This window comes from Blautia sp. 2227st1_G12_2227SCRN_220401 (genome assembly GCF_039062885.1).
GTDB classification, from domain to species: Bacteria; Bacillota; Clostridia; order Lachnospirales; family Lachnospiraceae; genus Blautia_A; species Blautia_A fusiformis.
Map to the genome: position 1 here is coordinate 61,940 of NZ_JBCLNI010000014.1, position 21,292 is coordinate 83,231.

The 21,292-nt window shown below is 45.1% G+C and carries 20 protein-coding genes and 3 pseudogenes; 14 read left to right on the forward strand and 9 right to left on the reverse strand.

Annotated features, from left to right (window positions below; genetic code table 11):
- The first annotated feature begins 46 nt into the window (after nt 1-46).
- The 10 genes and pseudogenes from ABCM67_RS08955 to ABCM67_RS09000 all read left to right on the forward strand — a co-directional run bounded on the left by ABCM67_RS08955 (nt 47) and on the right by ABCM67_RS09000 (nt 5,037).
- Nucleotides 47-565 carry a hypothetical protein gene (locus ABCM67_RS08955; RefSeq protein ID WP_110103438.1) on the forward strand — a complete coding sequence of 173 codons (519 nt, stop codon included), beginning with the start codon at nt 47-49 and terminating at the stop codon, nt 563-565.
- 144 nt (nt 566-709) lie between these two features.
- Nucleotides 710-919 carry a hypothetical protein gene (locus tag ABCM67_RS08960; RefSeq protein ID WP_146207156.1) on the forward strand — a complete coding sequence of 70 codons (210 nt, stop codon included), beginning with the start codon at nt 710-712 and terminating at the stop codon, nt 917-919.
- A complete protein-coding gene (locus ABCM67_RS08965; RefSeq protein WP_110103439.1) occupies nt 855-1,169 on the forward strand; it encodes a DNA ligase in 315 nt (104 codons plus the stop codon). The genes ABCM67_RS08960 and ABCM67_RS08965 overlap by 65 nt, the downstream gene beginning before the upstream one ends.
- 1 nt (nt 1,170) lies before the next feature.
- A pseudogene (locus ABCM67_RS08970) lies at nt 1,171-2,283 on the forward strand (DUF2800 domain-containing protein); the annotation flags it as partial.
- Nucleotides 2,284-2,301: 18 nt separating this feature from the next.
- On the forward strand, nt 2,302-2,874 hold the full coding sequence (locus tag ABCM67_RS08975; protein WP_173740051.1) for a DUF2815 family protein: 573 nt from the start codon (nt 2,302-2,304) through the stop codon (nt 2,872-2,874).
- Nucleotides 2,875-2,889: 15 nt separating this feature from the next.
- A complete protein-coding gene (locus ABCM67_RS08980) occupies nt 2,890-3,078 on the forward strand; it encodes a hypothetical protein (protein ID WP_015524375.1) in 189 nt (62 codons plus the stop codon).
- Nucleotides 3,079-3,144: 66 nt separating this feature from the next.
- The gene (locus ABCM67_RS08985) at nt 3,145-3,330 is read left to right on the forward strand and encodes a hypothetical protein (RefSeq protein ID WP_110103440.1); all 186 of its coding nucleotides are present in this window, start codon (nt 3,145-3,147) and stop codon (nt 3,328-3,330) included.
- Nucleotides 3,331-3,384: 54 nt separating this feature from the next.
- Nucleotides 3,385-3,738: pseudogene (locus tag ABCM67_RS08990) on the forward strand (hypothetical protein); the annotation flags it as partial.
- A 1-nt stretch (nt 3,739) separates the two neighbouring features.
- Nucleotides 3,740-3,997 (forward strand): annotated as a pseudogene (locus ABCM67_RS08995) (ATP-dependent helicase); the annotation flags it as partial.
- Nucleotides 3,940-5,037: a recombinase family protein gene (locus ABCM67_RS09000; RefSeq protein WP_110103441.1), complete on the forward strand. Its 1,098-nt coding sequence runs from the start codon at nt 3,940-3,942 to the stop codon at nt 5,035-5,037. The pseudogene ABCM67_RS08995 and the gene ABCM67_RS09000, both read left to right, overlap by 58 nt.
- A gap of 64 nt (nt 5,038-5,101) precedes the next feature.
- Here the strand turns inward: ABCM67_RS09000 and ABCM67_RS09005 are convergent, their stop codons facing one another.
- From ABCM67_RS09005 to ABCM67_RS09015, 3 genes are all read right to left on the reverse strand, one after another.
- Nucleotides 5,102-6,727, reverse strand: coding sequence for a hypothetical protein (locus tag ABCM67_RS09005; protein WP_110103442.1), 1,626 nt, complete (start codon nt 6,725-6,727; stop codon nt 5,102-5,104).
- Between the two features lie 280 nt (nt 6,728-7,007).
- Nucleotides 7,008-8,369 (reverse strand): 23S rRNA (uracil(1939)-C(5))-methyltransferase RlmD, encoded by a 1,362-nt coding sequence (gene rlmD, locus ABCM67_RS09010; protein WP_118752502.1) that lies wholly within the window; start codon nt 8,367-8,369, stop codon nt 7,008-7,010.
- A gap of 3 nt (nt 8,370-8,372) precedes the next feature.
- Nucleotides 8,373-9,320: an HD domain-containing protein gene (locus tag ABCM67_RS09015; RefSeq protein WP_015524370.1), complete on the reverse strand. Its 948-nt coding sequence runs from the start codon at nt 9,318-9,320 to the stop codon at nt 8,373-8,375.
- A gap of 307 nt (nt 9,321-9,627) precedes the next feature.
- On the opposite strand from ABCM67_RS09015, the gene ABCM67_RS09020 reads away from it, so the two are divergent.
- The 3 genes from ABCM67_RS09020 to ABCM67_RS09030 are packed head-to-tail and all read left to right on the forward strand — an operon-like array spanning nt 9,628 to nt 14,132.
- A complete protein-coding gene (locus ABCM67_RS09020; protein ID WP_147603468.1) occupies nt 9,628-12,009 on the forward strand; it encodes an endonuclease MutS2 in 2,382 nt (793 codons plus the stop codon).
- A gap of 15 nt (nt 12,010-12,024) precedes the next feature.
- Nucleotides 12,025-12,726, forward strand: coding sequence for a response regulator transcription factor (locus ABCM67_RS09025; protein ID WP_114001719.1), 702 nt, complete (start codon nt 12,025-12,027; stop codon nt 12,724-12,726).
- Nucleotides 12,723-14,132, forward strand: a complete 1,410-nt coding sequence (locus ABCM67_RS09030; protein WP_173734035.1) for a HAMP domain-containing sensor histidine kinase — start codon at nt 12,723-12,725, stop codon at nt 14,130-14,132. Before ABCM67_RS09025 ends, ABCM67_RS09030 begins: the two co-directional genes overlap by 4 nt.
- Before the next feature lie 101 nt (nt 14,133-14,233).
- Here the strand turns inward: ABCM67_RS09030 and trmL are convergent, their stop codons facing one another.
- The 3 genes from trmL to ABCM67_RS09045 form a co-directional block, all read right to left on the reverse strand.
- Entirely contained in the window at nt 14,234-14,734 is a 501-nt protein-coding gene (trmL, locus tag ABCM67_RS09035; RefSeq protein ID WP_015524365.1) for a tRNA (uridine(34)/cytosine(34)/5-carboxymethylaminomethyluridine(34)-2'-O)-methyltransferase TrmL, read from the reverse strand.
- Nucleotides 14,735-14,806: 72 nt separating this feature from the next.
- Entirely contained in the window at nt 14,807-15,418 is a 612-nt protein-coding gene (locus ABCM67_RS09040; protein ID WP_279031545.1) for an AIR synthase-related protein, read from the reverse strand.
- A 104-nt stretch (nt 15,419-15,522) separates the two neighbouring features.
- Nucleotides 15,523-17,208 (reverse strand): B12-binding domain-containing radical SAM protein, encoded by a 1,686-nt coding sequence (locus ABCM67_RS09045; protein ID WP_147603470.1) that lies wholly within the window; start codon nt 17,206-17,208, stop codon nt 15,523-15,525.
- Between the two features lie 223 nt (nt 17,209-17,431).
- Here ABCM67_RS09045 and ABCM67_RS09050 point away from each other — a divergent pair, with 223 nt between their 5' ends.
- Nucleotides 17,432-18,112, forward strand: coding sequence for a Crp/Fnr family transcriptional regulator (locus tag ABCM67_RS09050; protein WP_147603471.1), 681 nt, complete (start codon nt 17,432-17,434; stop codon nt 18,110-18,112).
- On the opposite strand, the gene ABCM67_RS09055 is transcribed toward ABCM67_RS09050, so the two are convergent.
- The 3 genes from ABCM67_RS09055 to ABCM67_RS09065 form a co-directional block, all read right to left on the reverse strand.
- Nucleotides 18,109-19,932: a DUF6020 family protein gene (locus ABCM67_RS09055; protein WP_118752499.1), complete on the reverse strand. Its 1,824-nt coding sequence runs from the start codon at nt 19,930-19,932 to the stop codon at nt 18,109-18,111. The two genes, ABCM67_RS09050 and ABCM67_RS09055, sit on opposite strands and share 4 nt — an antisense overlap.
- 102 nt (nt 19,933-20,034) lie before the next feature.
- The gene (trxA, locus tag ABCM67_RS09060; RefSeq protein WP_021651804.1) at nt 20,035-20,334 is read right to left on the reverse strand and encodes a thioredoxin; all 300 of its coding nucleotides are present in this window, start codon (nt 20,332-20,334) and stop codon (nt 20,035-20,037) included.
- Between the two features lie 49 nt (nt 20,335-20,383).
- Nucleotides 20,384-21,286 (reverse strand): FAD-dependent oxidoreductase, encoded by a 903-nt coding sequence (locus ABCM67_RS09065; protein ID WP_021651805.1) that lies wholly within the window; start codon nt 21,284-21,286, stop codon nt 20,384-20,386.
- Between the last annotated feature and the right edge of the window lie 6 nt (nt 21,287-21,292).

The window sequence follows — 21,292 nt, forward strand, 5'->3', positions numbered from 1 at the left end:
CCTGTGACTGGTCACAAATCTATGCCAATCACAGGAGGTAAATGTTATGGCAAACAAAGACAATCAGAGCAAACAGTATCGTATCTACATCAAGGAATCCAAAAGCTGGGTAGACGTAAACAAGGAGTTCTACACGAACTACTACCGTGACATCAACGCCTACCGTAAACGCCAGCAGGAACATGGCCGTTGTGTCTGCCCTGCAAGCAAACGCTATTTATGCGACATGGACTGTATGACCTGTCCGTATGTCAAGGCTGGCGATCAGCTTTCTCTCGATAACACCGTAAGCGACGGTGAAGGAAATGAAAAGAGCTGGCTTGATGACATGCCGGATGAATCCGCAGCTATCGCTGAATTAATGGAGGACGCAGAACTTCTTCGTGCCCTCTACGCAAAGCTGAACGAGCTGGACCCGGAAGGCCGTCTTATCTGCCAGCTTATTATGGAAGGAAAATCGGAACGTGACTGCGGCAAGGAAATGGGCCTCTCTCGTAATACATTCGTGTATCGCAGGGACAAGCTGTTCCAGAAGCTCCGCTCCGAGCTTAAGGACTACATCTAATATGAATGGTCGTCCTCTGATTTTTTAGGGGACGATTTTTCTTTTCAAAAACTTTTTTATATTTTTTCGGCCAAACGGCAATCTCACCTCCATTGAGTAGTGTAAGGCGAAACAAAGCGACCTACAGAAAGCGAGGTGAACATCGTGAAACAGACTTTTCACAACCGAAGCGGCACTGACGCAGAAGTGATTGCTACTCTCACTGCAATCAGTCAGGTATCCGCAAGAATGGCGAAGAATCTCAGAATCATCGCCGCACACAGACAATCCGAGGAAGGAGGAACAGAAAATGTCAAAAATGAGCGATATGGCTATGACCATCGAAGAGCTGAGAAATGCCGCCGCTGCTATTAACGATGTAGCAAACTGGCTCGCACAGCAGTTTGGAGGAGCATCCGAAGCTACTGAAAAAGCAGAAGCCCCTGCTGCTCCTGCGAAAACTGCATTGACCCTTGAGGAAGTTCGAGCTGTTCTGGCTGATAAATCTCGTGCCGGGCATACAGCTGAAATTCGAGAGCTTCTTAAAAAGTACGGTGCAAGCAAGTTGTCACTCGTAGACCCGAAACATTATGAAGCCCTGCTTAGGGAAGTGGAGGTGCTCTAATATGCCACCTAAAGGACATTCAATCCTCTCCGCATCATCTTCTGACCGCTGGCTCCACTGCCCACCGTCAGCAAGACTCTGCGAAACCTATGAGGATAAAGGTAGTGATTATGCTGCAGAAGGTACCGACGCACACGCTCTTTGTGAATACAAGCTCCTTAAAGCTCTCGGCATGGAAGCTACTGATCCAACCAAAAGTCTCGACTGGTACAACGCCGAAATGGAAGATTGTGCCACCGGGTACGCCAGCTTTATTATGGAGCTTTTGGAAGATGCCAAGCAGACCTGCTCCGATCCAGTTGTTCTGATTGAACAACGAGTGGACTTTTCCCGTTGGGTGGAACAAGGCTTCGGAACCTCAGATGCTATTCTCATCAGCGATGGAACTATGCATGTGATTGACTACAAACACGGTCTTGGAATACTTGTTTGCGCTGAAGACAATCCACAGATGAAATGCTACGCTCTTGGCGCTCTGGAGCTTTTCGATGATATTTATGACATCGATACGGTCAGCATGACCATCTACCAGCCCAGACGTCAGAACGTTTCTACCTATGAAGTCAGTAAGGATGACCTGTATCAGTGGGCCGATGAAGTTCTGAAGCCTACCGCAGACCTCGCCTTTGCCAGTGATGGAAACTTCCTGTGCGGTGAATGGTGCGGATTCTGTAAGGCAAAGCATGAATGCCGGGCCAGAGCAGAAGCCAATCTTCTACTCGCACAGCACGATTTCAAACTGCCACCACTGCTTACGGATTCAGAAATTGAAGTCATTCTTTCCCGTGTCGACGAGCTGGTCTCCTGGGCCAACGACATCAAGGAGTATGCACTCCAGCAGGCAATCAGCGGTAAAGAATGGACCGGTTGGAAGCTGGTCGAAGGTCGCTCTAATCGCAGATATACCAACGAAGCCGCTGTATCAAAGGCTGTCGAATCTGCTGGTTTTGACCCTTATGAAAAGAAGCTACTTGGTATCACTGCTATGCAAAAGCTACTCGGCAAATCTCGCTTCGAGGAACTCCTTGCAGCCTATATTGAAAAGCCACAAGGCAAACCTACTCTTGTGCCGGAAAGCGATAAACGCCCGGCAATGAACACAGCAAAAAATGATTTATGGAGGAATATGACAATGAGTAAAAATGTAAAAATGACAAATCCCATGAAGGTTATCACTGGTCCTAACACACGTTGGAGCTATGCCAACGTCTGGGAACCTAAATCCATCAACGGTGGCACTCCGAAATATAGTGTCAGCCTGATTATCCCAAAATCCGACACAAAGACTGTTGCAAAGATTGAAGCTGCTATCGAGGCTGCATACCGTGAAGGTGAAGCAAAGCTCAAGGGCAATGGTAAATCCGTACCTGCTCTTTCTGTACTTAAGACGCCTCTTCGTGACGGAGATCTTGAAAGACCGGACGATCCTGCATACGCTGGCAGCTTCTTTGTGAATGCAAATGCAACCTCTGCACCTGGTATCGTAGATGCAGACCGCAATCCTATCCTCACTCGTTCTGAGGTTTACTCTGGAATCTACGGTCGTGCCAGCATCAGTTTTTACGCTTTCAACAGCTCTGGCAATAAAGGCATCGCCTGTGGCCTTAACAATTTGCAGAAGATTCATGATGGCGAGCCTCTTGGCGGTAAGGCATCTGCTGAATCTGACTTTGCAACTGATAACGACGATGATTTTCTTGACTAATGGAGGTAGCAAACTATGGAGACAATCGTGATTAGCACAATTCTTGTAAACATCTGTATCGGCTGCTTCGCTTGCGTCGGTCTCACTACTGCAATCTCTATGATTCAGAGTATCATCAACGACCATAAACGTGAAAAGCGTGAGCAGGAAAAAGACAAGCGCGACCTCGAATACCACGAAAAGCGCATGAAAGACTTTAAGTAATCTATCAACCTGCTGGCGGTGGAACTCACTGCCGCCAGCACATTTTCTGACAAAAGGAGACAACCTATGAATGAATTTGCAGAAATCTTAAATCTATTTATTGCTAATGTCATCTCCTATACCTTTTTTGCGGCGGTATATGGCTTCATCATCTACAACGTAGGAAAAATCATTTTTTACCTTGTTAGTTATGCGGTATACCACATTCGTCGTGACATCAATAAATATAAATCCAATAAAGATAAACAGTAACAAGGCAGGCGGCAGGGATTTCTCTGCTGCCTGTTTTGTAGAAAGGACAATCTCATGAAAACACTTAGTATCGATATTGAAACCTACAGCGATGTGCCACTTCAGAAAACCGGAGTATATCGCTATGTAGAGTCACCTGATTTTGAAATCTTACTCTTTGCCTACAGTGTAGATAACCAGCCCGTTCAGGTCATTGATCTTGCCTGCGGAGAACAGATTCCAAAAGAAATCCTTCTTGCTCTAGAGGATGAATGTGTCATCAAGTGGGCCTTCAACGCTACCTTTGAACGCATCTGTCTTTCTCGTTTCTTAGGTTATCCGACCGGAGAATATCTGAAACCGGAAAGCTGGCGTTGCTCTATGATATGGTCCGCCACGATGGGGCTTCCACTCTCCTTGGAAGGTGTCACGAATCAAAAAGCGCTTTGATGTGAGAGAAATAAAGTCCAGCAAGGACATCACCGACTGGAATGCTGGAAAGATACCAGTCGCAGTCATTCATCCTGCATCTGCTGGTCATGGACTCAATCTACAGGCTGGCGGTTCCACCCTTATCTGGTTTGGTCTGACATGGTCACTGGAATTATATCAGCAGACCAACGCCCGACTTTGGAGACAGGGCCAAGCCGCCGGAACCGTGGTGATAGAGCATATCATCACAAAAGGAAAATACAAATCAACCACAATCGTTTTCTTGGATACACGAAAGACGCGGACGGCAACCTCATCATCGATCCAGAACAGGCAGAAATCGTAAAGCGCATTTATCGAGAATATTTAGAAGGTCTCAGTATGGACAAGATTGCTGCAGGCCTGGAGCGTGACGGTATCCTTACCGGTGCCGGAGGGGAAAAGTGGCACACAAGCACCATCAACAAAATTCTCCGAAACGAGAAATACATCGGTGATGCCCTGCTTCAAAAGACCTACACTACAGACTTTCTAAACAAGACCAGAGTTAAAAATAACGGTCTTGTTCCACAATACTATGTAGAAGGCGATCACGAAGCCATTATTCCGAAGAACATTTACCAGCAGATACAGGAAGAACTTGTCCGCAGACGAGTGGTAAAAACCAGTGACAATGGCAAAAAACGAAGCTACAGTTGCAATCACTGCTTCTCCCAAATCGTCATTTTCGGCGAATGCGGTGAAATGTTCCGAAGACTCCACTGGAACAATCGAGGCGTCAAATCAATTGTCTGGCGCTGCATCAGCAGGCTGGAATCCACCGGACTTGAATGCCACGCTCGAACCATCAATGAGCTGGTTCTTCAGGATGCCGTTGTCAATGCCATCAATCAATTACTCGGCGACAAAAATAACTATCAGGCACAGCTCCAGCTTAACATTGCCGCAGTCATCCGAGCTTCACAGGTAACAGCCATAGACAGCATTGACAAGAAGCTAATGGCCCTGCAACAGGAGCTGATTCAAAAAGCCAACAGTAAAGAGGACTACGACGAAATAGCGGATGAGATCTTCAGATTCCGAGAACTTCGTCAGAAAACCACTGTCGATACCGCCGCAAGGGATGAACAGATAAAGAGAATTAACGACTTGCAGGATTACATCTCACAGCAGACCGCCCTCCTTACTGAATTCGATGAATCACTGGTGCGACGCTGGATTAAGCAGATCACCATCTGGGATGACCGCATAATAGTTGAATTGAAATCTGGCGTCAGCATTGATGTGGATGCATAACTCTATAGATATACAATGGCTCCCCACCACTGGATAATTCCCGGTGATGGGGAGCCTTTTCATTTTATTTCAAATTTTCAATATTTAATTCCATGAACGTTAAAAAGTTAGTAGCATCTTTTAACAAACAGGAAAAGGTTTCTGCATAGTTTTCTTTTTTCACATCAAGCTTTTTCGTAATTTTTTGATATCCCTTTCCTTTACGATGTCCCGTTCCACTTGAACGTAACTCCTGTAGATTTCTCAAGAACTTAATATGCTCATTATAGTTTTCGATATTACTTTCACATAGCCAAGCTTCTATTTTTGAAATGCTACCTACAAGTTTTTCGTAATTACCAGTTAACCGTTTTGAAATGCTCTTTTCATTTAAAGAATCAATCAGTATTTTGACTAAAGAAAGAACCAGCATATCCATCTCAGTAATTGAATTATTTACTGGAACTCGTAATATTTCAAAATTATAAGCATCCTGCTCTGTTAATGATAAAAATAAAGGCCATCCATACTTTTCAGTGAAAACTCTATTTAATCGTGTATAAGCTTTCTTAAAAACAAAATCTGGAGACTCTGAGTCTGATGCAATACACATAAAATCTCTCTTTATTTTTGTTTTGCTCAATTTTCCTCCAATCGACTTGTTAAATCCCCTCCAATAATGCTGCTCGGCTTCACTTGGTAAATCTCTTCCTAAATCACCTAAATAAGCTGATACATAATCTGAATTACTATTATCAATATACAATGACCACAATACACCACATCGAATAATTCCATCTTCGACTTTATAAATTTCAGGTTTCGAATAATACTTATTCAGTACTGCACTGTCAAAATATACAGGTGTTAAATAGTGCGGCGCTGTTGGATTTGCCCCGAAGTAGTTGTTTAATTCTTTCGGATTACAAGTATGGCGTATTTCTTTTCCGTTCTCATCTATACCAATAATAAAATCAACATAAGTCTTTTCTTCATTATACGGCCAAATATTACTATCACATAAACTGCAACCTGAGACAACATTTTTTGCATAAATGATGGAATAATTTTTCCTTTTTAGTCCAGTTGATGTATTTCCGATATTAAGTGCATAAAAAATTGTGTTTTCGCTATTTCTATAAACCAATCCATCTTCCTTGATTTTTTCCGAATTATCGATAGAAACGCACCTGCTATCAATATGTATCATCAATACTTTTTCTTTTACTGCTAGATACGTTTTTAAGTATCTTTTATGTATAGTTACATACCCATTATCATTCATTTTCACTACGGTAATTCCTTCACCGTTAGAAACATCAATATATTCATTTTTTTGTGAATTGAAATACAGATTGAATAATAATCGAAACTCTTCAACAATTTCTATTGAATCTGTAGCTACGCCATTATATTCTCTTTTTATAACAAGTGGTTCATAACCATTGTCATTTCCCCAACGATGATAAACCTTTTCATCATCCTCCCAAGAACCGTAAACTGTAATTCCAGGCATCAATGTATGTGCATTATATGTATCATTTTCCATATCATTTTCAACTTCATTCAAAGGAAGAAGAAAACTCTGAAGGTATATATCATACTTTTTATCAATTTTATTTCCTGATACAGGAACCATTATGTCAGCATCTAATCCTCTCTCTATCCATTCTCGAATATCAATCTGATACAAATAATCTTTATCCATCATCTTTCAAATCCTCCTGTTATCTATTCCACTGCCAAGTCTGCCCCTTAGTATCGAGTGGCTTAAACTGCGGTCGGCTCTGACAACAATCCTAGTGACACAACCTCTGACATCTAATCCACAGCCTAAACCCTACCGCTATTCTCCGGTACTCAATTTCTCTCCAATCAGACCGAAAAGTAGATATGTTTCCATATAATAAAACCGAGCTTTCCGCAAGGCTTCTCTGATGATACCAACCTTACAAAAAGCCCGGAAATACGCCGCTTTTCAGCACTTGATTTTATTTTCTTGACAGCAAACACACAGTCTCAACATGGACTCCCTGCGGAAACATATCAGTAGTAGAAACCCGCACCAGTTCATAATCCTCCGCACACAGCACCTTCAGATCCCTCGCCAGTGTCGCACTGTCACAGCTCACATACACAACCCTCTCCGGCTTCATTTTAAGGATCGTATTCAGAAGTACCTCATCACAGCCCTTCCGTGGCGGGTCTACCACGATAACGTCTGCATAAACGCCATTCTTCTCATACTCTCTCGGCAGCACTTCCTCTGCTTTTCCGACAAAAAACTCTACATTCTCAATGCCATTGAGCTTCGCATTCTCTCTTGCATTGTCAATGGCCTGTGGTACGATCTCCACGCCGCGGACGAATTTTGCTTTCTGGGCCAGGAACAGGGAGATAGTTCCGATTCCGCAGTACAGATCCCAGACAGTTTCATTTCCCGTAAGGCCGGCGTACTCCAGAGCCTTTCCATACAGTTTTTCAGTCTGGATGGGATTGACCTGGAAAAAGGACAGGGGAGAGATCTGATAGGAAATATCTCCGATGCTGTCCGTTATATAGGACTGTCCCCAAAGGAGGCGAAGCTGATCACCCAGGATCACATTGTTCCGTTTTTTATTAACATTGATGGTAATGCTGGTCATTTCCGGAATTTCACAGAGTGATTCCACAAGAGCCTTTTCTGCAGGGATCTTATCTCCGTTTAAGATCAGACAGACCATCATCTCATCTGTATGGAAGCCATAACGAATCATAATATGACGTACAAGACCTTTTCCCGTGGCCTCATCGTAGGGCTGTACATGATATTTTTCCATGTGTCCGATCACACGGTCCAAAACCTCTTTATTCTGTTTCACTCCCAGAATACATTCTCGGTTATCAATGATGGAGTGGGTTCTTCCTGCATAAAAGCCTGTGATGATCTTTCCGTCTTTATTTTTTCCTACCGGAAACTGTGCCTTGTTTCGATAATGATAGGGGTCTTCCATCCCCATGATCGGTTCCATATCAAGATTCTGAAAACCTCCGATTCTTTCCAGATGTCCACGAACCTTTTTCTCTTTAAATTTCAGCTGCTGCTCGTAGGATAATGCCTGAAGCTGGCATCCTCCGCACTGGCGGGCAATAGAGCAGACAGGTTTCACACGGTATGGAGACGGTGTGATCACCTCCATCAGGCGGCCATAGCCATAGTTCTTTTTTGCCTTGATGATCTTGGCTTTGATCCGGTCTCCGATCACGGCGTCTTTCACAAAAACGGTGAAGCCATCGGCTTTCCCGATACCTTCACCGTCAACTCCGCAATCCTCTATATCTAAAGTGAGTATATCGTTTTTACGGAATTCCATGTATTAAATATCTCCTGTTCTTCTTAAATTGGACTCAAAAAGCCGGTTGAAACCAAGCCATTCTTTTTTGCCTTTGTCTGCGTGAAAAATTTCTGTCAGTGTCTCCATCCTTGCATCTGTATTGTCTGCCAGATTCAGGGCAACTGCCTCTGCAAGTGCCGGTTTCTTGGGAGAACCGTACTCAAGCTCACCATGATGTGCAAGAATACAGTGGATCACCTGATTTTCAAGCTTCTCCGGAAAATCCGGGATCTCTTTTGCAAGATCATGCACCATCTGTGCCCCGATCACAATATGTCCAAGAAGCTGTCCCTCATCTGTATAATCATTCATCGGAAAAGCAGAAAGCTCCTTCGTTTTGCCCACATCATGAAGAAGTGCGGTTGTGATCAGAAGATCTCGGTTCAATAGTGGATATGCATTCGCCATATAATCGCAGAGACGGGTCACTCCAAGAGTGTGCTCCATCAGCCCGCCGATAAAGCCATGATGTACGGTCTTCGCTGCAGAATGTCCCTCAAATATCTTCATAAATTCCTGATCTTCCACAAAGAGCTTCTTCAGAAGCTGGGAAAGATAGGGATTCTTCACACTGTTGATAAGCTCTCGTAGCTGGCTCTGCATATCATCCACACTGTTCTCACTGGTAGGAAGATAATCTGCCGGATCATACTCCCCTTCTCCTGCCTTGCGTGCTCTCTTGATATTCAGCTGCATGGCGCCTGCAAAGCTTGTCACATCTCCCATGATCTCAATGTAATCAAGAGTATCAAACTCATCAATTCCCAGAGAATTGGGATCCCAGATCTTACCATCGATCACACCTGTTTTATCCTGAAGGATCAGATTCTCATAGGGCTTGCCATTCTTCGTTGTAGCTGCCTGTTTCTGTTTGCAGAGATAGATCCCGTTTACTCTGTCTCCCTCATGTAATTCATTTAAAAAACGCATAAAATTCTTGCCTTTCTGTTCTTTTTACTTTCAAAGCAGACATACTCACGAACACATCCGCTTCACACTTTGCATTCATAGCCAGACTTTCTTTATGATCTTTGGCCGCATCCCGGTCCGGGCTTTCTGGCATTTTTGCACAGTTTCCACTTACTTCCGGGCTTTATTCAGTATCATAACACATTTTACTTTCCTTTGCTATGGAAATCATGTAAAATAGGAAACGAAGTGTTTTTTTGCATATCCTGTGTTACGCAGAAAAGCACAGAAGTAACAGAAGTAACAAAAAGGAGTAACTATAGCAACAATGAACAAAAAAGCATACAAAGCACTTGAATACTATAAAATCATAGATCTGCTCACAGACAAGGCATCCTCCCCCATGGGAAAGGATCTCTGTCGGAAGCTTACCCCTTCCACAGACATTGAAGAGATCCGGGCCATGCAGCTGCAGACACACGATGCCCTTGCACGCCTGTTCAAAAAAGGCGGCATTTCCTTCGGCAGCGTCAAGGACATCCGCGGCACATTAAAACGTCTTACTGTTGGCAGCGCCCTGAATGCACCGGAGCTGCTTTCTGTCTGCAGTCTTCTTGAGAATACCGGTCGTGTAAAGGCCTATTCCAGAAGTGACCGTGATGACGGAATGACCGATTCCCTTGACGGAATGTTTGCGGCACTGGAACCTCTGACACCACTCAGCACAGAGATCCGCCGCTGTATCCTTTCCGAGGATGAGATCAGTGACGATGCCAGCAGCACGCTCCGCCAGATCCGCCGCAGCATCAAGGCCACCAATGACCGGATACACACCCAGCTTTCTTCTCTGGTTGCAGGAAGTGCCAGGAATTATCTTCAGGATTCCGTTATCACCATGCGCGACGGCCGCTACTGTATCCCGGTAAAAGCTGAATATAAAGGCCAGGTTCCCGGTATGATCCACGACCAGTCTGCCACAGGTTCCACTCTTTTCATTGAGCCTATGGCTGTTGTCAAGCTGAACAACGACATCCGCGAGCTGGAGCTGAAAGAGCAGAAAGAGATCGAAGTGATCCTTGCATCCTTAAGCCAGCAGGTAGCTGCTGAGCTGGAGGCTATTCACGCAGATCTTTCCATCATGGTACAGCTGGACTTTATTTTTGCCCGTGCCGCACTTGCCATGGACATGAACGCCAGTGAACCTGTTTTCAACACAGAAGGCCGGATCCGGCTTCGCCAGGCCCGTCATCCACTGATCGATAAGAAAAAAGCCGTTCCTATTGACATCCGTCTCGGGGATGATTTTGACCTCCTGGTTGTCACCGGACCAAACACCGGTGGTAAAACTGTTTCTCTGAAAACCGTAGGTCTTCTTACCATGATGGGACAGTCGGGTCTCCATATCCCGGCGCTGGATCGTTCCGAACTTGCACTTTTCCGCGAGGTTTATGCTGATATCGGAGATGAGCAGAGCATTGAACAGTCCTTAAGTACCTTCTCCTCTCATATGACAAACGTGGTTTCCTTCCTGAAATCCGCAGATCAGGATTCCCTGGTCCTCTTCGATGAGCTTGGTGCAGGTACGGACCCTACCGAGGGTGCCGCTCTTGCCATTGCGATCCTGTCACATCTTCACGAGCAGGGTATCCGTACCATGGCAACCACCCATTACAGCGAACTGAAGATCTATGCCCTCTCCACTCCAGGTGTGGAAAATGCCTGCTGTGAATTCGATGTGGAAACCTTACGTCCGACCTACCGCCTTCTGATCGGTGTTCCGGGAAAAAGTAACGCATTTGCCATTTCTTCCAAGCTGGGGCTTCCGGATTTCATCATCGATAAAGCAAAGGAACAGATCAGCGAGCAGGATGAATCTTTTGAAGATGTTCTGACATCCCTGGAGCAGAGCCGTGTCACCATCGAAAACGAACGTGCTGAAATTGCCCGTTACAAAGAGCAGGTAGAAGATCTGAAAAAATCTCTTCAGGAAAAAGAAGAAAAGCTGGATGAACGTAAAGAGCGGATTCTCCGAGAAGCCAATGAACAGGCACATGCGATCCTCCGCGATACCAAGGAATACGCAGATCAGACCATGAAGCTTTTCCATAAATTCCAGAAGGATCACGTAGATACCGCTTCCGTGGAAAAAGAACGCCAGAACCTGAAAAAACGTATGTCAAAAGCCGAAAATGGAATGTCTTCCAGGCAGCAGAAGCAAAAGCCAAAGAAACAGCTGAAGCCATCCGATCTTTCTCTTGGCGATACCGTAAAGGTGCTCAGCCTGAATCTGAAAGGAACAGTTTCCAGTCATCCGGATTCCAGAGGATATCTCTTTGTGCAGATGGGTATCATCCGTTCCAAGGTTCATATCTCCGATCTGGAGCTTGTGGACGAGCCGGTGATCACCACTCCGTCCATGCAGCGTACCGGCGCCGGAAAGATCCGTATGTCCAAGGCAGCCAGCATTTCCACAGAGATCAATCTTCTGGGAAAAACCGTAGATGAGGCAGTTGCAGAGCTGGATAAATATCTGGATGACGCCTATATCGCACACATGAAATCCGTCCGTATCGTTCACGGAAAAGGTACCGGTGCCCTCCGCAAAGGTGTCCACAATTACCTGAAGCGCCAAAAGCACGTAGCTTCTTTCCGTCTCGGCGAATTCGGAGAAGGCGATGCCGGCGTGACCATTGTAGAATTCAAGAAATAAAAAGGAGCTGAAGCCATGGCTACAAAACAGAAAATCCTCATTGTTGACGATGACAACAACATTGCAGAGCTGGTTGCTCTCTATCTCACAAAAGAATGCTTTGAGACTAAGATCGTAAATGACGGCGAGGAAGCCCTGAAGCAGTTCCATATTTTTCACCCGGATCTGATCCTTCTGGATCTCATGCTTCCGGGCATTGACGGATACCAGGTATGCCGTGAGATCCGTCACACCTCCGATATACCGATCATTATGCTTTCCGCCAAGGGAGAAACCTTTGACAAAGTCCTGGGACTGGAACTTGGAGCGGATGATTACATCATCAAGCCTTTTGACTCCAAAGAGCTGGTGGCACGTGTCCGTGCGGTACTGCGCAGATTTCATGTAAAATCTCCGTCTACCGCGCCAAAGGAAAAATGTGTTTCCTATCCGGATCTGGTGATCAATCTGACCAACTATTCTGTAACTTATATGGGACACCAGATCGATATGCCGCCAAAGGAGCTGGAGCTTCTCTATTTCCTGGCAGCTTCTCCCAATCAGGTTTTCACAAGAGAACAGCTTCTGGATCACATCTGGGGCTATGAATACATTGGCGATACCAGAACCGTAGACGTTCACATCAAACGTCTCCGTGAAAAGATCAAGGATAATCCAAACTGGGCTCTTTCCACAGTTTGGGGGATCGGCTACAAATTTGAGGTAAAGGATTCATGAAACAGCATCTTTATACTAAACTGCTGATTCTGTACTTTATGCTGGGCGGAATCTGCTTTCTGCTGCTTTCCTCCGGTGGCTCCTACCTGGTAGAAAAAAGGCTGGAGCGCTCTACCGGAGAGTCCCTTTACCGCACTGCCAGCCAGCTGGTTTCCAAAAATGAACTTCGTCAGGCTGTAAAAAGCCCCAAAAACGAATCCCTCACCCTGGCTCTTTCCTCTGCAGCAGCCTTTCAAAATGCAGATTTCTGGGTTATGGATACAGATGGGAACGTTCTGATAAACACAAACCAGCAGCCCTCTGATTCCGGTGATATCACCGTCAGGAACTTCCGACCGGAAGATTACGAAGATACCTGCTATTCCTCCGGTACGTTTTACGGGACATTAAAAACCACACAGCTAAGCACAGTCGTTCCCATAAAAGATACGGATCTGGTGACTGGTTATCTGGTGATCCACTACCCTATGAAAAACCTCTACGAAAGCCGCAGCAATATCGTAGAGGTTATGATCCTGATCTTTATTGTGATCTATGCACTGTTTTTCAGTTTTCTTCTGATCTATTTTTACAGAGTCCACAAACCTCTGAAAGAAATCTTGAAGGGTGCCCTGGAATTTGCCAACGGAAATCTTACCTACACGATCCCCGTAGATTCTGAAGATGAGATGGGATATCTTTCCCACTCCCTGAATTACATGGCAGACAAGCTGAACAAAAACGGAGAGTATCAACGACAATTCATTTCCAATGTGTCCCATGATTTCCGCTCGCCTCTGACCTCCATCAAAGGCTATGTGGAAGCCATGCTGGACGGTACCATCCCACCGGAAATGCAGGAACGTTATCTGAAAGTCATTGCTTTTGAATCCACCCGTCTGGAGAAGCTTACCCGAAGTCTCCTTACCTTAAACGAACTGGATGTCAAAAAGCGTATGATGCATATGCGGCGTTTTGATATCAATGAAACGATCCGTACCACAGCCGCCACCTTTGAGGGAACCTGTTCGGAACGAAACATCCGTCTGGAGCTCCTCCTTGCGGGAAAAGAGCTTTTTGTCCGTGCAGATATGGAACAGATCCAGCAGGTACTATACAATTTATTGGACAATGCAGTAAAATTCAGCAGCGACAATTCTTCTATCACACTGGAAACCACAGTCAATCATGGAAAGGTTTTTGTCTCAGTCAAAGACCATGGAAGCGGAATTCCAAAGGAAAGTCTTTCCAGGATCTGGGATCGTTTCTATAAGATCGATGTCTCCCGTGGAAAAGACCGCAAGGGTACCGGGCTTGGCCTTGCCATTGTAAAAGAGATCATCAACGCTCATAAGCAGAATATCAATGTGATCAGCACCGTAGGTGTTGGAACAGAATTTATCTTTACACTGGAAAAAGCAAAATAAAACATCAAAAAAACTCTGATCCGGAAGGCTGTAAAAGAAATATCTCTCAATATCTCCTACAGTATTTCCAGATCAGAGGTTTTTATTTACTCTTTGCAGGCTTATTTCCAGTCGTAATTTCTCAGATGGCCTTCCAGATTCATATGCGTAAAATTATGCTGTCGCAGCGCCTCATAAAGCACAATGGCAACTGAATTGCTTAAATTCAGGGAACGGATATCTCCGATCATCGGGATCCGCACGCAGGTTTCCTGATTGTTTACCAGGATATCCTCCGGGATTCCCGCACTCTCCTTGCCAAACATAATGAAACAGTCATCCTCATACTGCACATCTGTATAAGTCTGAGGTGCCTTGGTGGTTGCGTAATAAATCTTTGCTCCCGGATTCTTTTTGAGAAAATCCTCATAGTCCAAATATCTGGTCACATCCAGATGTTCCCAATAATCCATACCTGCACGCTTGATGGCCTTTTCATTCAGGCGAAAACCAAGCGGTTCGATCAGATGCAGCCTGGTTCCTGTTGCCACACAGGTTCTTCCGATATTTCCTGTATTTGCCGGAATTTCCGGCTCATGGAGCACAATATTCAAAACTCCCATTTATTTTTTTCCTCTTTTCTACATAGCATTAAATATACAAAATATGCATTCGCAATCCGCTTCGCTGCTTGCTCATGAGATCAAAAAGCCAAGCTTTTTGATCTCATCTTCTGCCGGGCGTTCCAGATATCTGGCATTTCCGCCGCTGTAAAGAAGCCTGTTATTTCCGGAATCGGTCTGCCCGATCACTGCTGCCATGATCCCCTCTCGTCGCAACTGCTGCACAAACGCATCACCGCCATGGATTCCCATAAGAATACTTCCGCCGGAAAGCAGCTTGTACGGATTCACATCAAGGATCTCACAGATCTCTATGGTTTCCTGTCGGATGGGCACACTTCGAAGATCTGCACTAAGACCTACTCCGGATGCCTCCGCCATTTTCCAGATGGCAGCAAGAAAGCCGCCTTCTCCCATCCGATATCGGGCACTGGCTCCGGATTCTTCCGCCATTTTCCAAATTTTATCATTCTCTGTTCCTGTTCCGTAAACCTCAGGAAGCTTTACAGCATCCTCGAGAAACCGTTCTGCAAAAAACTCCCGCAGCCTGTCATGATAATTCTTTGTGATCCATGCAGTTCCTTCTGCTGCCACAGGGCCTGCCACGATCAGCTCGTCTCCCGGCATAAGCCGTCCGTCTATCTCTGCCTGAAGCGCCTCCAGTGCTTTTTTTCCAAGTTTCATAACTGCCGCCTTAATAAATGATAAGCGAAAGCACAGTCGGAACTACCATTGCCAGTACCAGAATAACTGCGATGATCGCTGTGATCACTTTTCTTTTTTTCGGATCAAACATTCCCATAATTATTATTCACCTCATCTGTAATATCCGTTAATTGCGCATTGTTGGTCAAAGGATCCCTGTCTGTATAATCAAAAAGAAGCTTCTTTCCGTCCCGGAACACCTCGATATGGGCGGTTTTCGGGATTTTTTTCGCTTTCCGGTAATCCCAGATCAGCCGCTCATACGGCTTCTGGTCTGAAGCAAAGGATGGCCTGCTCTTTAAATTCTCTCGAAGATAAAGATCCAGGAGCATTACATCGGAAAGTGCTTCCGACGGGATCTCTTTCTGTTCTCCGGCAAACTCCATAAGGATCTCATAGCGCCTCATCCTGGAATGAGAGATCTCCGAGTATCCTTTTTTCTCATAAAATCTGCCAAGTGCCTCATACATCCGGAAAGGATCGTCAAAATACTTCTCCAGAAATACAAGGGTATTTTTGAACTGCCCACTATTATAATACACTTCCACCATACTTTCCACCATTTTCAGCCTTAAAATCTCCCCGTAGGTCAGCCAGGCTGTGGAAAGTACCTCATAGGGTTCCCGATCCTTGTAAAGAATCTGATATTCCCCTGTCATTTCCATCATGTGTGAGCCCTTCAGCACCTTCAGAAAACCAAGCTGAAACTGTTCCGGACGCAGTGCGTAAACATCGCAGAAGGACTTGTGGAAGCTGTCGTATCCCTCATAGGGAAGTCCTGCGATCAGATCCAGATGCTGGTGGATATTTCCAAAGCTGTGGATCTGCTCTACAATCCCTTTCAGCTTTTCAAAATCCATGGTTCTCCGAATGGCTTTGATGGTCTGAGGATTGGTGGACTGTACACCAATCTCCAGCTGGATCAGTCCCGGACGCATGGTTTTCATCAGCGCCAGCTCCTCCGCACGGAGAAGATCTGCTGAAATCTCAAAATGAAAATTGGTGATCCCGTTATCATTCTCCGTAATATACCTCCAGATCTCCATGGCATGGTCATGCTTGCAGTTGAAGGTACGATCCACAAATTTGACCTGAGGAACTTTATTATCAATAAAAAACTGCAATTCCTTTTTTACAAGCTCAATATCACGGAACCGAAGCTTTTTATCTATGGAAGAAAGGCAGTAGCTGCAGGAAAAAGGGCATCCCCTGCTGCTCTCATAATAAATAATGCGGTTTTTAAACTCTGTAAGATTGCTGTATGCAAACGGAACTTTACTTAAATCCATCAATTCCCGCCAGCCCGTGTGTACAATATCCCTGCCTTTGTTTTCATCACGAAAAGCCACTCCACGGATCCCGCTCAAAGTTTCCGGTTTTCTTTCTATATAATAACCTGCCAGTTCATGGAAGGTTTCCTCTCCTTCTCCCACCATCACTCCAAAAAACGCAGGATTCTTTTTCAGAAATTCCACCGCATCGTAGGATACCTCCGGGCCTCCTGCCCAAAACTCCACCTGTGGAAGGATTTTCTTAAGATCCGGCACCAGCTCCCTGACAAAGGAAATATTCCAGATATAGCAGGAAAAGCAGACCACATCCGGCTGCTCCAGATAAATATCTTTTAAAATGTCATCCCTGATCTGATTGATCGTATACTCTTTGACCACAACCCTGGAGCTGTATTCTCCGGAACAGGATTTCAGGTTATATACCGCCAGATTGGAATGGATATATTTTGCATTGCATGCTGCAAGTAAGATTTTCAAATTTTATATTCTCCTAACTTCTGTCGGATAATTTCTTTCCCCGGCAGTTTTCATTATTTCTCTGTTGAGCCTTTTCGCTTTATGATTATAACGTTCCCGCCACCGGATGTAAATAGAAAAACAGGGATTTCCCTCCTGCCGCAAAAATGCCGTTTTTGTTGTATTTCCATCCAAACAGCGTTAAAATGAGTACTATATATTTTTATAAAGGAGTAATCTTTTTATGGATCGAAACAGCTGTCTGAATTATTTTCAGGCGTTTCCCTTCTGGGAACATATGACGGAAGAAGATCAGAATTTTCTTCTTGATAACATTCGCGAGCTTCATTACTCGGCAGGTGCTGCCATACAGTCTGAAGAGCGCCAGTGCCTGGGAACTCTTTTTCTTCTGAAGGGAGTTCTCCGTGTTTATCTACTGTCCGCTCAGGGAAAAGAAGCAACCCTTTACCGTTTAAGGGACAGTGACATCTGCACTCTTTCCGCCTCCTGCATGCTTTCTGCCATTACATTTGATGTACAGATCGATGCAGAAACAGACTGTGATCTGCTTCTGCTTCCGGCAGTTCCTTTTTCCCGGCTGATGAAAAACAATATCTATCTGGAAAATTTCATCTACAAACGGACAACTGAACATTTCTCAGATGTGATCGCAGGAATCGAACGGACATTTTTTATGACCCTGACTCAGCGGATCGCAGCCTTTCTTCTGGATGAAGCTGCAGATACCGGTTCCGATGAGCTCGCTCTCACACAGGAAGCCATCGCCCGCTCCATCGGAAGTGCCAGAGAAGCTGTCAGCCGCAGCCTTAAAAAAATGAATAAAGACGGCTCTATCCAGATCTCACGGGGATCGATCCGCATTCTGGATAAAAGACGTCTTTATGAAATGATGAATACTTTTTAATTTGAAGATGTTTTAGGTGCCGGCTGCAGGATCCACCAGAACAGCATCGGCATAATAGTCATTACCGGCCACATATAACGGATCATCCCATTTACAGGAGACACAAGACATATCAGTATATTCAGCACCGGTATGGCAAAGATCAGGAGTTTTTTCCATTGCTTCTTCACCAGAAGATATCCCATCAGCAACAGAGTAAGCCAGGTATACGTTCCTGCACTTAAGATAAGTCCCAGGCCAGGTGCACGCATCCATAATTCATCATAAAGCCTGAATAGATACTGGATCTTTTTTGGGCCCACATAGCTGACATCGATCCCGGATTTTTTCTGATACAGTTTATCTATGTAAAACCGGTACACGCCCTGCTGTCCTCTTCCCATATGGAACGGATCATTATAACTGTAGATATTATTCAATGTCGCCTGGATATATACTCCCGGATGACGACGGAACATGGCAAACCAGGCTTTAAAATAATCTTTCATGTATCCATCCAATTTAGGATCATTATCATCATCTCTGAACCTGAATGTAATTTTCACAGGATCCGACAGTTCCGGATTATACTTCTCGGCAAGAACATCATAATCCAGGATCCTGTTGATCGCTTTCTTCTCACTTGCGGTTACATCATCCGGATATTCTCTCAGATATCGGGCAGTCTGCTGAAACGGTACCGAAAGCATTTCACATCGGGATCCAGGTGCCACGCCAAGGGCAGGTGCTGCCCCCTTTTCTACGCCCAGATAGCAGGCAAAAACACAGACAGCCACAATAAATGCATATTTCCTCGCACCCTTTACCAGGAAGAAAAACAAAAGGATCAAAGAAGGCAGGACCAGATGAATGCCATTATTTCGGGTAAGACAAACACTGATTCCCAGAAGAAATAAATATACTGCCTTTCTCTTGGAAAAGGAATGACAAATATCTATATACACTGCAAAATACAAAGTAATGACTGCCGTATACAATCCGTCTTTGATCACTGCCTGGGCATAGCTTCCAAATATGGGAACAAATGCAAACAGCAGAACAGTACCAAAAAGTATCCATTTTGGAGCCTTCCATCTGTACAGATAGCGGACTACCGCACTGTAACACCAGATTTCCACAGAAGTAAACACAATGACGATCAAAAATACTCCAAAATTATAACACCAGATAGTTTTTCCAAGTGTCAGCAGTCCACCCATGATCATCGACAGGACCCATGGATGATGATTGTCCAGCGGCATAGCTCCCAAAAATACATCCAGCTGCCGAAATCCATCTGCCGGGATCGAACCTGGGAGAAATGCCAGGATAAACGGTGTCCATCCAATGATCATAGATATCTTTGCCAGGCGGAACCACATTACTTCTTCCTCTCTGGCCGGGATACGCCCGCAGGCCTTTCGGAAAAACTCCATCTCAGGAATCCTCCAGAAATAAGTGATTCCCATATCACAGATAATATAAAATCCTATAAAGCATCCGGCTGAGATCAGGATCTGTTTCTTTGCGCCAAACAGAAAATCCCAGCTTCCATTTGTAAAATAAGAAGTTCCAAGAAGCATTCCCGCCGAAAAGATCACTGCCAAAACATGTGCCTGCCAGTTTCTGTATTTCCGGTAGCCCTCCCATCCTTTCACGTATAAAATAAGAAGCAGGATCCATGCAAGCAAGCTCATGCATCCCAATCCATTATAAACATCGCTCATTTTTTCTACAGAAGTATTTCCATCCATTGGAAGGCCCGTAAAAGAAAAGGCCAGCGCTGTGATCATTGCCGCGATCACAGGCACTGCATTCTTTTTTATTATTTTCTCATCCATATTTTTATTAACCCTTGTCTAAAATTTTCAGTAAACCAACAATGCTCCGGAAACCATTTCGGTTCCCAGAGCTGTATCTGTTTTTTCTGTTTTCTGTTTTGGTTACTGAAGCGCTGCCTCAAGCTCTGTCTTTGATGTCAGTCCCACAAAACGTGCGGTCTCTTTTCCTTCTTTGAATACCAGCAGTGTGGGGATACTCATGATCTTGTACTGCTGTGCCAATGATGGCTCTTTGTCTACGTCAACCTTGCCAACCTCATATCCGGCTTCTGCAAGCTCTTCCACGACCGGAGCCTGACGTCTGCATGGTCCGCACCAGGTTGCCCAAAAATCTACCAGTACCGGCTTTTCTGCCTTTAATACCTCAGTTTCAAAATTGTCTGTTGTAAAAACTTTTGCCATGATAAAATTCCTCCTTGATCCTGTATTTATTTTTAGTATCAGCTTATGCTTACGCCTTCAGAAGCTTCCGCACATACTGACAGGCGGAAAGTCCTGCCTGGGCACCGTCATGAACAGCTTTTGCCACCTGGAGAAGTCCACCGGTGCAATCACCTGCTGCATACAGTCCCGGAACTGTAGTCTCCATCTCTTCATTGACCCGGATATTTCCCTTTTCATTCAGTTCTGCTCCGATCTGGCGGGCCATCTCCGAGCTTCCGGCTGTACCAAGTGCTACAAAGACTCCCTCTGCCGGCACAAAAGAATCTGCTCCGGTACCTGCTTCCTGCATGGACACATCACTTTTCAGGCGGATGCCGGAAACACGCTCATCTCCTTCGATCGCCTGGATCTTCATGGTGTTAACCGGAAGCGGATTTTCTCTTGAAAATTCCGGTTTCTTTCCATCTGTAAAGATCGTCACACGGGAAGCGGTATGAGAAAGTTCTTCTGCTTCATGAAGAGCAAAATCACTGTTTCCAAGCACTGCCACTTCTTTTCCTCTGTAAAAAAATGCGTCACATACTGCGCAGTAGCTGACACCTTTTCCCTCAAATTCCTTTACTCCCGGAATCCTGGCAGAAGCTCTCCTGCTTCCGGTTGCCAGAATCACGCTGCGTGCCTCAAAATCTCCTGCGGTAGTTTTCACCTCAAAAGTATCAAAACCACCCATTCCCACAACCTGGGCATCCAGGATCCGTACTCCAAGTGCTCTTGCCTGGGCAAGACCTCTTTCGAAAAGCTCTCTGCCGGACAGCGGCTGCTCCAGTCCGTAATAGTTCTCGATCTTCTCCGCTTTTTCCAGTGAACCGATCCCTGTATTTATGATCAGCGGATCCATATTTCCTCTTGCCGCATAAAGTGCTGCCGAGATCCCGGCCGGACCTGCTCCTATGATAATGATATTCTCCATTTCAGA

Bases quoted from the DNA above. Each gene is read 5' to 3' on its own strand.
- ABCM67_RS08975 (WP_173740051.1), top strand. From the start codon at position 2,302: ATGAGTAAAAATGTAAAAATGACAAATCCCATGAAGGTTATCACTGGT.
- ABCM67_RS09025 (WP_114001719.1), top strand. From the start codon at position 12,025: ATGGCTACAAAACAGAAAATCCTCATTGTTGACGATGACAACAACATT.
- ABCM67_RS09015 (WP_015524370.1), bottom strand. From the start codon at position 9,320: ATGCGTTTTTTAAATGAATTACATGAGGGAGACAGAGTAAACGGGATC.
- rlmD (WP_118752502.1), bottom strand. From the start codon at position 8,369: ATGGAATTCCGTAAAAACGATATACTCACTTTAGATATAGAGGATTGC.
- ABCM67_RS09005 (WP_110103442.1), bottom strand. From the start codon at position 6,727: ATGATGGATAAAGATTATTTGTATCAGATTGATATTCGAGAATGGATA.
- ABCM67_RS08985 (WP_110103440.1), top strand. From the start codon at position 3,145: ATGAATGAATTTGCAGAAATCTTAAATCTATTTATTGCTAATGTCATC.
- ABCM67_RS08980 (WP_015524375.1), top strand. From the start codon at position 2,890: ATGGAGACAATCGTGATTAGCACAATTCTTGTAAACATCTGTATCGGC.
- ABCM67_RS09055 (WP_118752499.1), bottom strand. From the start codon at position 19,932: ATGGATGAGAAAATAATAAAAAAGAATGCAGTGCCTGTGATCGCGGCA.
- trmL (WP_015524365.1), bottom strand. From the start codon at position 14,734: ATGGGAGTTTTGAATATTGTGCTCCATGAGCCGGAAATTCCGGCAAAT.
- ABCM67_RS08965 (WP_110103439.1), top strand. From the start codon at position 855: ATGTCAAAAATGAGCGATATGGCTATGACCATCGAAGAGCTGAGAAAT.
- ABCM67_RS09040 (WP_279031545.1), bottom strand. From the start codon at position 15,418: ATGAAACTTGGAAAAAAAGCACTGGAGGCGCTTCAGGCAGAGATAGAC.
- ABCM67_RS09020 (WP_147603468.1), top strand. From the start codon at position 9,628: ATGAACAAAAAAGCATACAAAGCACTTGAATACTATAAAATCATAGAT.
- ABCM67_RS08955 (WP_110103438.1), top strand. From the start codon at position 47: ATGGCAAACAAAGACAATCAGAGCAAACAGTATCGTATCTACATCAAG.
- trxA (WP_021651804.1), bottom strand. From the start codon at position 20,334: ATGGCAAAAGTTTTTACAACAGACAATTTTGAAACTGAGGTATTAAAG.
- ABCM67_RS09065 (WP_021651805.1), bottom strand. From the start codon at position 21,286: ATGGAGAATATCATTATCATAGGAGCAGGTCCGGCCGGGATCTCGGCA.
- ABCM67_RS09030 (WP_173734035.1), top strand. From the start codon at position 12,723: ATGAAACAGCATCTTTATACTAAACTGCTGATTCTGTACTTTATGCTG.
- ABCM67_RS09050 (WP_147603471.1), top strand. From the start codon at position 17,432: ATGGATCGAAACAGCTGTCTGAATTATTTTCAGGCGTTTCCCTTCTGG.